The 11,729-nt window shown below is 75.5% G+C and carries 9 protein-coding genes and 1 pseudogene; 3 read left to right on the top strand and 7 right to left on the bottom strand.

The window, feature by feature from the left end:
- Positions 1-29: 29 nt before the first annotated feature.
- Positions 30-476 carry an Lrp/AsnC family transcriptional regulator gene (locus tag ACIQPQ_RS30835; protein ID WP_383771023.1) on the bottom strand — a complete coding sequence of 149 codons (447 nt, stop codon included), beginning with the start codon at positions 474-476 and terminating at the stop codon, positions 30-32.
- A 162-nt stretch (positions 477-638) separates the two neighbouring features.
- On the opposite strand from ACIQPQ_RS30835, the gene ACIQPQ_RS30830 reads away from it, so the two are divergent.
- Positions 639-1,121, top strand: a complete 483-nt coding sequence (locus ACIQPQ_RS30830) for a rhodanese-like domain-containing protein (protein WP_401310255.1) — start codon at positions 639-641, stop codon at positions 1,119-1,121.
- A gap of 117 nt (positions 1,122-1,238) precedes the next feature.
- On the opposite strand, the gene ACIQPQ_RS30825 is transcribed toward ACIQPQ_RS30830, so the two are convergent.
- Positions 1,239-2,939 (bottom strand): DUF885 domain-containing protein, encoded by a 1,701-nt coding sequence (locus tag ACIQPQ_RS30825; protein WP_401310252.1) that lies wholly within the window; start codon positions 2,937-2,939, stop codon positions 1,239-1,241.
- A gap of 33 nt (positions 2,940-2,972) precedes the next feature.
- Positions 2,973-3,524: an Lrp/AsnC family transcriptional regulator gene (locus tag ACIQPQ_RS30820; protein WP_401310249.1), complete on the bottom strand. Its 552-nt coding sequence runs from the start codon at positions 3,522-3,524 to the stop codon at positions 2,973-2,975.
- Positions 3,525-3,584: 60 nt separating this feature from the next.
- On the opposite strand from ACIQPQ_RS30820, the gene ACIQPQ_RS30815 reads away from it, so the two are divergent.
- On the top strand, positions 3,585-4,829 hold the full coding sequence (locus tag ACIQPQ_RS30815) for a trans-sulfuration enzyme family protein (protein WP_401310246.1): 1,245 nt from the start codon (positions 3,585-3,587) through the stop codon (positions 4,827-4,829).
- Between the two features lie 143 nt (positions 4,830-4,972).
- On the opposite strand, the gene ACIQPQ_RS30810 is transcribed toward ACIQPQ_RS30815, so the two are convergent.
- From ACIQPQ_RS30810 to ACIQPQ_RS30800, 3 genes are all read right to left on the bottom strand, one after another.
- Complete coding sequence (locus tag ACIQPQ_RS30810; RefSeq protein WP_401310243.1) at positions 4,973-6,412, bottom strand: GNAT family N-acetyltransferase; 1,440 nt, start codon at positions 6,410-6,412, stop codon at positions 4,973-4,975.
- Between the two features lie 165 nt (positions 6,413-6,577).
- Positions 6,578-8,167, bottom strand: coding sequence for an alkaline phosphatase D family protein (locus ACIQPQ_RS30805; protein ID WP_401310240.1), 1,590 nt, complete (start codon positions 8,165-8,167; stop codon positions 6,578-6,580).
- Between the two features lie 116 nt (positions 8,168-8,283).
- Positions 8,284-9,756 (bottom strand): PLP-dependent aminotransferase family protein, encoded by a 1,473-nt coding sequence (locus ACIQPQ_RS30800; protein ID WP_401310237.1) that lies wholly within the window; start codon positions 9,754-9,756, stop codon positions 8,284-8,286.
- Positions 9,757-9,923: 167 nt separating this feature from the next.
- Here ACIQPQ_RS30800 and ACIQPQ_RS30795 point away from each other — a divergent pair.
- Positions 9,924-10,847 (top strand): annotated as a pseudogene (locus ACIQPQ_RS30795) (DMT family transporter); the annotation flags it as partial.
- Between the two features lie 45 nt (positions 10,848-10,892).
- On the opposite strand, the gene ACIQPQ_RS30790 reads toward ACIQPQ_RS30795, so the two are convergent.
- Positions 10,893-11,723 (bottom strand): alpha/beta fold hydrolase, encoded by an 831-nt coding sequence (locus ACIQPQ_RS30790; RefSeq protein ID WP_383771046.1) that lies wholly within the window; start codon positions 11,721-11,723, stop codon positions 10,893-10,895.
- Between the last annotated feature and the right edge of the window lie 6 nt (positions 11,724-11,729).

Here is an 11,729-nt window from a genome sequence, read left to right as displayed (position 1 = left end):
CGGGGACGGGGGCGGGTCGGCGGAGGGGGTCAGCGGCCCAGCGGGCGCCGGGGCAGCGGCGACGAGTACACGACGCTGGTGGTGACCGAGCCCAGCGCGCCGATCTTCCCCGACACCTCCTCCAGGTGCCGCATCGAGCGGGCGGCGACCTTGATGACGAAGCAGTCGTCACCGGTCACGTGGTGCGCCTCCAGGATCTCCGGCGTGACGGCGACCAGGTCGTGGAACGGCTTGTAGTGGCCGTTGGGGTAGCGCAGCCGCACGAACGCCAGGATCGACAGGCCGAGCCGCTCCGGGTCCACGACCGCCGCGTACCCCTGGATGACCCCCGCCTCCTCCAGCCGCCGCACCCGCTCGGTCACCGCGCTCGGGGACATGGACACGGCCCGCGCCAGGTCGGCGAAACTGGCCCGCCCGTCGCGCTGGAGGACATCGAGGATGCGCCAGTCGGTGGCGTCCGGGGAATACACGGTCATGACCGACATGTAGCAGGGGAATCCCCGGCGAGGCAAGGCGGCTGCCGTGGATCACACCTTCATAGGGCGCCCGCACGCTCGTAGATTTCGGTCATCGCCCCACCGGAACCGACCGGCGGCCGGAATCCGGCCGTCGGCCAGACCGAGAGGACCCACCCGACCATGACCTCCCCTGCCCCCTCCGCCGTCGGTGCCGTTCGCACCGCCTACGCGCCCCCCGCCGAGTCCGCCGCGTATTTCCGTGCCTCGCTCCGCTTCCACACCGACGTCTCCGACGTGGCCGCCGCGCTCGCGGCCGACGGGGACGCCGGGTTCGTGCTGGTGGACTCCCGCTCCACGGCCGCCTGGGACCAGGGCCACGTTCCCGGCGCCGTCCACCTGCCCACCGCGCTCGTCCCGGAGGAGGCGGCCCGCCTCCTGGACCGGGACGTCCCGGTGGTGACGTACTGCTGGGGTCCCGGCTGCGATGGCGCCGCCCGCGCCGCCCTCGCGCTCGCCGAACTCGGCTACCACGTCAAGGAGATGCTCGGCGGGTTCGAGTACTGGGTGCGCGAGGGCTTCGCGTTCGAGACCTGGGAGGGCGACGAGCGGCGCCCCGCCGACCCGTTGACCGCCCCCGCCGTGGCGGAGGACTGCGGCTGCTGAACGCACCGCGGTCCGCCACCGCCGACGGGGCTCCCAGGACGTCGAGCGGCGCCCCGGGAGCCTCGAAGGGCGCCCCGGGAGCCCGGCCTCACCGGCCCCGCGCGGGGCCCGTCCGGCTCAGAGCCGCGACAACTCCTCCACCAGGTCGTCCAGCCCCAGCGACCCCTGCGAAAGGGCCGCCATGTGCCAGGACTTGAGGTCGAAGTCCGCGCCGTGCCGCTCGCGCGCCCGCTCCCGGCCCAGCAGCCAGGCCCGTTCGCCCAGCTTGTAGCCGATGGCCTGGCCGGGGATGGTCAGATAGCGGGTCAGCTCGCTGACGACGAAGTCGGCGGGCCGGCTGCTGTGCGCGCCGAAGAACTCCTCGGCCAGCTCCGGCGTCCACCGCTCGCCCGGACGGAACGGCGAGTCGGCCGGGATGTCCAGCTCCAGGTGCATGCCGATGTCCACGATGACCCGCACCGCGCGCATCATCTGCGCGTCGAGGTAGCCGAGCCGCTGCTCCGCGTCCTCCAGGAAGCCCAGTTCGTCCATGAGCCGCTCCGCGTACAGCGCCCAGCCCTCGGCGTTGGCGCTGACCATGCCCACCGAGGCCTGGTAGCGGGAGAGGTCGGCGGCGACGTGCACCCACTGCGCGAGCTGGAGGTGGTGGCCGGGAACGCCCTCGTGGTACCAGGTGGAGACCAGGTCGTAGACGGGGAACCGGGTCTGGCCCATGGTGGGCAGCCAGGTGCGGCCGGGCCGGGAGAAGTCCTCCGTCGGCGGCGTGTAGTACGGGGCCGCCGCGCTGCCCGCCGGGGCGATCCGCGACTCCACCGCCCGTACCCGCTCGGCGAGTTCGAAGTGCGTGCCGTCCAGGTTGGTGATCGCCCGGTCCATCAGCCCCTGGAGCCAGTCGCGGACCTCGTCGACGCCCTCGATGTGCGTGCCGTGCGCGTCGAGGTGGGCCAGCGCCTCCCACGGGGTCGCCGCGCCGGGCAGGATCTTCTCCGCCTCGCGCTCCATCTCGGCGCGCAGCCGCCGGTACTCGGCCCAGCCGTAGGCGTACGCCTCGTCGAGGTCGAGGTCGGTGCCGTTGTAGTAGCGCGACCAGCGGGCGTACCGCTCCCGGCCGACGGTGTTCGGGGCGCCCTCGACGGTCGGCGCGTACACGTCGCGCACCCAGTCGCGCAGGGCGGCGAACGCGGCGGTGGCGGCGCGGGCCGCCTCCTCCAGCTCGGTGCGCAGCGCCTCGGGGCCGGGGGTGACGAAGTCCTCGAACCAGCCGCGGCCCGACCCGTCGGTGTCGGTCCACTCGGTGAGCTGCGCGACGAAGGTCGCCGTGGGGCGGGGCGGCCCGTACAGCTTGCGCTCCAGGCCGAGGGCGAGGGACTCGCGGTAACCGGCCACGGCGGCGGGGACGGCGCGCAGCCGCTCGGCGATCGCCGCCCAGTCCGCGTCGGTCGCGGTCGGCGTCACGGTGAACACCTCGCGCAGCTCGTGCGCGGGGGTCCCCAGGTTGCCGATGGCGCGCAGCCCCTCGTCGGCCTCGTGCACGGCGAGGAACGCGGTCAGCCGCTCGCGCAGCAGGCGTGCGCACCGGCGCTCGACGTCACGGTCGGCGCCGGGCGCGCGCTCCGCCTCGTCGAGCCGGGCGAGGGTGTCCCGGGCGAGCCCGGCGAGGGCGTCCTGACCCGCGGGGGACAGGTCGGGCAGCCGGCTGGAGCTCTCCGGGACGCCGAGGAAGGTGCCGGTCACCGGGTCGAGGGCGATGAGGGCGTCGACGTAGGCGTCGGCTACCGCACGGGGCAGGGGACTGAGGGTGGGGGACGTCTCTGACATGAACACCATCTTCTTACGGGACGACGTCGCACGTCACGGTGTCTGTCCCGAAGTCTTCGGTCCGGAAACCGGGCGAACCGGAGGCGCCGCCACCGGATGCGGGGGGCCGGGAGGCGCCGCCGGGAGCAGCGGACCGCAGTCCCACTGCTGGAAGATCAGCCGCGTCTCGACCCGGGCCACCTCGCGGTGGGCGGTGAACTCGTCGAGCACCAGCCGCTGGAGGTCGGCCATGTCGGCGACCGCCACATGGACCAGGTAGTCGTCGGGACCGGTCAGGTGGAACACGGTCAGCGCCTCCGGCAGGGCCCGGATGCGCTCCACGAACGGGCCGACCAGCTCCCGCCGGTGCGGCCTGACCTGGACCGACAGCAGCGCCTGGAGGCCGCGCCCGAGCTTGGCCGGATCGAGCCGCAGCTGGTGCCCGAGGATCACCCCGGACCGCCGCAGCCGGGTCACCCGGTCCAGGCAGGTCGACGGCGCGAGCCCGACCTGCGCGGCGAGGTCGCGGTAGGTGGTCCGGGCGTCGTTCTGCAACACCCGCAGCAGATGCAGGTCCACCGGATCGAGTACGACGGATTCGGCCATCGGCCGAACGTAGCACGGTGTTTTTCCCACCGGAACCGCTCGGTGTTCACTCTGCCGTCCATGGACTCAGCCGCAGCGAGCACGCCCGCGTACGACGCCGTACGCCCGTCCGGAGCCCCCCGCGCACTGGCCACCGAGGCCGTGCACGCCGGGCGCGACGACCTGGCGCGGCAGGGCCTGCACGCCCCGCCGATCGACCTGTCCACCACCTACCCCTCCTACGACAGCCGCGGCGAGGCGGCCCGGATCGACGCGTTCGCCGCGACCGGCGCCGAGCCCGACGGCCCGCCGGTCTACGGGCGGCTCGGCAACCCGACCGTGGCCCGCTTCGAGACCGCGCTCGCCCGCCTGGAGGGCACCGAGAGCGCCGTCGCCTTCGCCAGCGGCATGGCCGCCCTCACCGCGGTGCTGCTGGCGCGCGCCTCGACGGGCCTGCGGCACGTCGTCGCCGTCCGCCCGCTCTACGGGTGCAGCGACCACCTCCTCACCGCCGGGCTGCTCGGCACCGAGGTGACCTGGACCGACCCGGCCGGGATCACCGACGCCCTGCGCCCGGACACCGGCCTCGTCATGGTCGAGTCCCCGGCCAACCCGACCCTCGCCGAGGTCGACCTGCGCGCCGTCGCCCACGCCTGCGGCTCGGTGCCGCTGCTCGCCGACAACACCTTCGCCACCCCGGTCCTGCAACGCCCCGCCGAGCAGGGCGCCCGGCTGGTGCTGCACAGCGCGACCAAGTACCTCGGCGGCCACGGCGACGTCCTCGGCGGGGTCGTGGCCTGCGACGAGGAGTTCGCCGGGGTGCTGCGCCGGGTCCGGTTCGCGACCGGCGGGGTGCTGCACCCGCTGGCCGGCTATCTGCTGCTGCGCGGCCTGTCGACGCTCCCGGTGCGGGTGAGGGCCGCCTCCGCGACCGCCGCCGACCTCGTCGCCCGGCTGCGCGCCGACCCGCGCGTGGCGCGCGTGCACCACCCGCGGATCGGCGGCGCGATGATCGCCTTCGAGACGCACGGCGACCCGCACGAGGTGATCGCGGGCGTCCGCCTGATCACCCCCGCGGTGAGCCTCGGCAGCGTCGACTCCCTCATCCAGCACCCGGCGTCCATCAGCCACCGCGTCGTCGACGCCGACGACCGCCGCAACGCCGGGGTCAGCGACCGGCTGCTGCGCATGTCGGTGGGGCTGGAGGACGCGGCGGACCTGTGGGCCGACCTCGACACGGCACTCGGCGCGCTGCCGGGGGACGCGGCGGCGGTCGGGGCCGCGGGCGCGGCGGGGCAGGTCCTCGCCGGGGGACGCCCGGCCTGACGGGGGCGGCGCCGGACGCACAGGCACGAGGGGCCCGGCGGTCGCGTACCGCCGGGCCCCTCATGCCGTGCCGCCGTACGGAACGGTCCGCCGCCCGTCCCGTACGCTCCCGCTCAGCCCCGTACGCTCGCGTACGGTCCCGCTCAGTCCCGTGCGCTCCCGCCGCCGCCCGGGGCGCCGGACACCCCCGGTGCCGCCGACGGCGAACCGGTCCGTTCCAGGCGGGCGGTGATGACGAGGGTGCCCTCCTCGATCTGGTAGTCGAGGGGGAGGTCCAGTCCGCGCATCGCGGCGACCATGCCGGTGTTGGCGGCCTGCGTCACGGCGTACACGCTGTCGCAGCCCGCCTCGGCGGCCAGGGCGACCAGGCGGCCGAGGAGTTCCGAGCCGATGCCGCGCCGCTGCCAGGCGTCCTCGACGAGCAGCGCCACCTCCGTCTCGTCCCCGTCCCAGAGCAGGTGCCCGAGGCCGACGATCCGCCCCGACGGCGACTGCACGGCCAGGGTGCGGCCGAAACGGGGGCTGAGCAGGTGGTTGAGGTAGCGGTCGGCGTCGCCCACCGGCCCGTGGTAGCGCAGGCCGAGGGTGCGCGCCGAGCACCGCTCGTGCATCTCCTTCGCCGCCGCCAGGTCACCGGGGTCGGCGCGGCGCACCGTGATGTCGTTGCCCTCCGGCAGCGTCAGCACGTCCTGGCCGCGCGGGACCCGCGGGCCGAGCCGGGCGTCCAGCTCCACCAGGGCGCGGGCCCGCGCGAACTCGGTCGGGGTGAACGGCAGATACGGCCGCTCGACGGTGATCACGCCGCCCTCGGGCGCCCGCAGCCGCATCACGGTGTCCTCCAGGACGCCCTCCACCGGCACACCGGACGGAGCGCGCCCGGCGGCCTCCCGCGCCGGGGCGGGCAGCGAGCGGATCGTGCAGCGGCCCAGCAACTGGCGCAGCGCCAAAGGCAGTTCGGCCGCGTCCAGGGCGGTCCTGGTGGCCAGGTCGAGAATCCGGGTCGGGGCGTCCACCAGGTCGTGGGCGTCGGCCCGCTCGATCCAGGTCCCGCCGCCGCCCGCGCGGGCCACGGCCCGACCGATGTCGGCGCCCACCAGCGGGGCGGGGGCGCGGAGCAGGAACTCGTCCACGGTGTCGGTGCCGAGCGGGTGGGTCTGGAGGCTGAGGATGTCGACCCGGTGCTCGGCCAGCGCCGTGCACAGCGCGGCCAGCGAGCCGGGCGTGTCCCGCACCGTCGTCCGCATCCGCCACAGGGTGCTCTCCGCCGGGCCGCCGGGCAGCCCCGGCCGCCCGGCGGACTCCGACGGCCCGGCCTGCTCCGCGGGGGAGACGGGCCGGGCGCCGGTATCACCCGTCGGCGGGGCGTGGCCGTGACGGCGTGACCACCACACGTGGAACGCCGCCGTGGCGGCGAGGGCGGCGGCGGAGACGGCCAGCAGGCCGGGCCCGTCGGGGCCGTGGCCCACGAGGTTCGCCACCACGTCGGCCACCGCGACCGCCGTGAACAGCGCGGCCAGCTCCACGACGTCCCGCCGCCAGTGGTGGACGGGGCGGCCGTTTCTCGACCGCGTCACATCAGACATGTCTCGACTCATGCGGCCACTGTGAAGGAACGGTGTTGCGTGATCACGAACGGTCTGTGACCGATGGGTAAAGGCTGCATTTGTCTCATTTGCTCAGGGTGGTGACTCTTTTACGATCTTGAGGCGGCCGCCCGGTCCCCTCCCCGACGCGCGACCGCCCCCGCTCTACTGCCCGACGCGCCCCGGCTGGAGCACCTGGGTGAACAGCACCGTGCCGTCCTGCTCGCGCAGCCGCACCGTCAGCTCCCCGCTGTCGCCGGCGATGTCGACCTCGCCGAAGAACTGGTAGCCCTCGGCGGGCGACACGTTGGCCACCGTCGGCGCCTTCACGAACACCCGCTCCGGGCCGAACGTGCCGTCCAGCGCGCTCGCCGGGAAGGCGCCCGCGTTGAGCGGACCGGACACGAACTCCCAGAACGGCGCGAAGTCCTTGAACGCGGCCCGCGCGGGGTCGTAGTGCTGCGCCGACGTGTGGTGGACGTCGGCCGTCAGCCACACCGTGCCGGTGATCCGCCGGTGCTTGACGAACCGCAGCAGCTCCGCGATCTGGAGTTCCCGGCCGAGCGGCGCCCCCGGATCGCCCTGCGCCACCGCCTCGATGTTCGGCTGCCCGTCGCCCGTGTCCGGGACGACGAGACCGAGCGGCATGTCGGACGCGATCACCTTCCACACCGCCCGGGACCGGGACAACTCCCGCTTCAGCCATTCCAGTTGCTCCCGGCCCAGGATGCCCTGGCGGTCGACGGGCCGGGTGCCGGGCGAGTTGGCGTCGCGGTAGGTGCGCATGTCGAGGACGAACACGTCCAGCAGCGGCCCGTGGTGCCGCACCCGGTGCACCCGCCCGGACGGACGGCGCAGCGTGGAGATCGGGAAGTACTCGGAGAACGCCCGCCGGGCGCGCGCCGCGAGCACGTCGACGCGTTTCTCGGTGTAGCGGGCGTCGGTGAGGATCTCGCCCGGATACCAGTTGTTGGTGACCTCGTGGTCGTCCCACTGGACGATCGACGGCACGCGCGCGTTGAACGCCCGCAGGTTCGCGTCCAGCAGGTTGTAGCGGAAGTTGCCCCGGAACTCGGCCAGCGTCTCCGCGACCTTCGCCTTCTCCTCGGTGGTCACGTTCCGCCAGGTCCGCCCGTCCGGCAGCGGCACGCTCGCGGTGAGCGGGCCGTCGGCGTACACGTTGTCGCCGCTGCACAGGAAGAAGTCCGGGTCGAGGCGGGCCATCGCGTCGTAGATCCGGTAGCCGCCCAGCTCCGGGTTGATGCCCCAGCCCTGACCGGCCAGGTCGCCCGACCACACGAACCGCACCCCGTCGCGGCGCCGCTCCGGCACGGTGCGGAAGCTGCCGGTCACCGGCTCGCCCGTGCGGCGCGGGTCGTCCGGGTCGGCGAGCAGCACGCGGTAGTGGATCTCCCGCCCGGAGGGCAGGCCGCGCAGCCGGGTGGTCCCGGTGAAGTCGGTGCCGGGGCCGAGCAGCGGGCCCCGCAGCCGGACCGGTCTGCGGAACGACTCGGTCGCCGAGGTCTCCACGATCATCCGGGCCGGACGGTCCGCGCACACCCACACGAGCCCGGAGTCGGCGGTCACGTCACCGGTCTGCACGCCCCAGGCGGCGCGCGGCCGCCCGGACAGGGCGAGGGCGGGCGCCGCGCCGAGGGCGGTGGCTCCCGCGGCGGCGGGCAGAGTCAGCGCCGCGGACGCGGCGAGCGAGCCGCGCAGCACGCCGCGGCGTCCGGGGAGCGGGCGTTCGGACATGGTGGGCCTCCAGTGACGGGAACCTGCCGGTGTGCACCGCCACACCTACGGGCCCTCGGCGGCGCCCACGCGAACCACGAGTGAACAACCGCCGCCGTACGCGGCCCACTTGCCGTCTACAAAGTCCGGTCCGGGTCGGCCGCCCGCGCGAGCAGCCGGACCCCTTCCCTGATCCGCGCGGGTGCCAGATGGGCGTAACCGAGGACGAGCCGCACCTCGCCCCCACGGCCGCCCCCACGGCCTGCGCGGCCCTCGCCGCCACCGTTCCCCCCGCTTACGCCGACGCCTCCGCTCGCGTCGTCCGCACCGGCCGCCGCCGCGTGCCCGTACTCCCGCAGGGTCCGCACCGACACGCCCGCCGCGCCCGCCCGTTCGGCGAACCCGGCCTCGGGCCCGTACCGCGCCGGGAGGGCCGCGATGACGTGGAGTCCGGCCGCGATGCCGGTGACCCGCGCGCCGGGGAAGTGCTCGGCGAGCGCGGCGACCAGCACGTCCCGCCGTTCCCGGTAGGCGCGTTGGCAGCGACGCAACTGCCGGTCGTAGTCGCCGTGTTCCACGAACCGCGCGAACACCGCCTGGTCCAGGGAGGGGTGGCCGAGGTCCATCGTCCGCTTGCGGTCCACGACCTCGTCGGCGAGCGCCTCGGGGACCAGCAGCCAGCCCAACCGCAGCCCCGGCGCGAGGGACTTGCTCACCGAGCCCGCGTACGCCACCCGCTCCGGGTCCAGGCCCTGCCAGGCGCCGACGGGCGCCCGGTCGTAGCGGAAGTCGCCGTCGTAGTCGTCCTCCACGACGAAGCCGTCCACGGCCCGCGCCCAGTCCAGCAACCGGGTGCGCCGCCGCGCCGAGTAGGCCAGCCCGGTGGGGAACTGGTGCGCGGGCGTGGTCATCACGGCCCGCACCCCCGACGCCCGCAGCGCCCCCGGCGCCAGCCCCTCCCCGTCCAGCGGCAGCGGTACGGCGGTGACGCCCGCCGCCGCGAACAGGCCGCTGTGCTGCGGGCTGCCCGGGTCCTCCACGCCGACCGCGTCGATCCCGCGCGTGCGCAGCGCCAGCGCCAGCAGCGCCGTCGCCTGGGCCACCCCGGAGACGACCACGATCCGCTCCGGGTCGGCCACCACGCCCCGCCGCCGGGCCAGCAGCCCGGCCAGCGCGGTCCGCAGCCGGGGCAGCCCGCGCGGGTCGGGATAGCCGAGGTCCCGGTGGGGGAGGTCGGCCAGCACCGCGCGCTGCGCGGCGGCCCACGCCGTCCGGGGGAACAGCGACAGGTCGGGCGTCCCGGCCACGAAGTCGGCCCGCGCGCCGGGGGAGCGGGGCGCGAGATCGCGGGCGCGGGGCGGCGCGGCGGGCGCGGCCCCGCCCACCCAGGTCCCGGCGCCCCGGCCGCTGCGCAGATACCCCTCGGCCGTGAGCTGCTCGTACGCCTCCGTGATCAGCCCGCGCGACACCCCGAGGTCGGCGGCGAGGTCCCGACTGGACGGAAGCCGGGTGCCCCGCGTCAGCCGCCCCGAGCGCACCGCGTCCCGCAGCGCCTCCTGGAGCGCGCGCCCCCGCGACCGCGCGGGCGCCCCGGCGGCGGGCAGCAGCACCTCCCAGGCGGGGGACCCACCGGCGCCCGCACCGTCCCCGCCACCGCCCCCGTCGGCACCGTAGCCACCCCGGTCGGCCGCGGAAGCAGAACCGGAAGCGGAACAGGAAGCGGAACCTCCGGAATCGGTCTCGGCAGGGGCCCCGGAGGCGCTTTCCCGCCCCCGGAATGGCTCGTTCCGGCCTGGATTGGTCCCCGATGGCGTCATGGAAGTGGACCTTAGACCAGACCGCCCGGCTTCCTAGCGTGGTCCGTATGAACGCCACGACCACGCGCGGCTCCCTCTTCGCCGCGCTCGCCTGCGTCCTCGTGGGCGCCTCCTTCACCGCCAACAGCGTGCTCGGCGACTACCCCTGGGCGGGCGGCCAGGCCCTCCGCTACGGCGCCGCCTGCCTGCTCCTGCTGCCCCTGGTCGGTCATGGCGCGGCGGCCGGGCTGCGGCGGCTCTCGCCCAGGCTCTGGGGCCGCCTCGCCCTGCTCGCGGCGGTCGGCATGGTCGGCTTCAACCTGGCGATCATCGCGGCCGAACAGTCCGCGGAACCCGCCGTGCCGGGCGTCCTCGTGGGCTGCGCGCCCGTCGTCGTCGCCGTGCTCGTCCCGCTCAGCGTGCGCCGCCGCCCCCGCCGGACCGTCCTGTACGGCGCGTCGCTGGTCGCGGTCGGCGCCTTCACCGTGCAGGGCTGGGGCCGTACCGACGGCGCGGGCCTCTTCTGGTCGGTGTGCGCGCTCGCGGGCGAGGTCGGCTTCGCCGTGCTCGCCCCACCCGTGCTCAGCCTGCTGGGCCCCCGGCTGCTGTCCGCCGTCGTGTGCGGCATCGCCGCCGTCGAGGCGGCGGCGATCGGCGTGCTCCTCGACGGCCGCGCCTGGCTGCGCCTGCCGGACGGCGGCGAGACGGCCGCCCTGCTGTGGCAGGCGCTGCTCGCGACCGTCGTCGGCTTCCTCTGCTGGTACCTGGGCATGCAGCGGCTCGGCGCGGAGCGCGCCACCCTCTTCTCCGGTCTGATCCCGGTCGCCGCCGCGGCCACCGCGCCCCTGGTCGGCACCGGCTCCTACGGCGCAGGGCAGGCCGTCGGCAGCGCCCTGGTCGGGGCCGGAGTCGCCCTGGGGAGCGGAGTGCTGAGCCGGGCGGGACGCCGCTCAGCGGCTGCCGTCGAGGATCACGCGCGCGACGAGCGCGGGATCGTCGTTCATGGGGACGTGGCCGCAGCCGGGCAGCCGCACCAGCCGGGCGTGCGGGATGGTGTGCTTGGCGCGCACGCCCTGGCGGCGCAGCAGCACCCGGTCGCGGCTGCCCCAGGCCACCGTGACGGGGATGCCGGGGACGTCCTCGGTGAACCGCACGCCGCCCCCGGCCGCGAGGGTCTGCTCGAACCCGGTGGCCCCGGTCAGCGCCCGCGTCTCGGCGACCACCGCCTCGGGTGAACGCCGGGCCGGGCGGGCGTAGATGGTGCTGGTGAGCGCGGTCCGACCGGCCGCCGACCGGGCCAGCCGCTCCACCAGCGGCAGCGGCATCCGCCCGGCGATCCGCCGCATCGTCATCAGCACGCCGAACGCGTACCGCCGCTCGCCCTCCGTCCAGAACCCGGCGGGGGAGAGGGCGGTGACGGACCGTACGAGCTTCTCGCGGCCCAGTTCCAGCGCCATCAGCCCGCCGAGCGAGTTGCCCGCGACGTGCGGACGGCCCAGCTCCAGGGCCTCGCAGAAGGCGCCGAACACCGCGCCGGTGGTGGCCAGGTCGTACGGCAGCCCGTCCGGCAGCGGCGGCGAGACGCCGAAGCCGGGCAGGTCCACCGCGACCACCTCGCGCTCGGTGGCGAGGATGTCCACCACCGGGTCCCAGGCCTGCCGGTGGTGCCCGATCCCGTGCAGCAGGAGCAGCGGCTCGCCGCGGCCCACGCGCGCGTAGGACAGCGTGACGGACCGCGGCCCGCGCGGACCGGGAACCGGGAAGGAGACGGTGGCGGACATGCGGGC

Source organism: Streptomyces sp. NPDC091281 (assembly GCF_044757425.1).
GTDB lineage: Bacteria > Actinomycetota > Actinomycetes > Streptomycetales > Streptomycetaceae > Streptomyces.
Note: the sequence above shows the minus strand (reverse complement) of the source record. Positions and strands in the feature narration are given on the sequence as shown.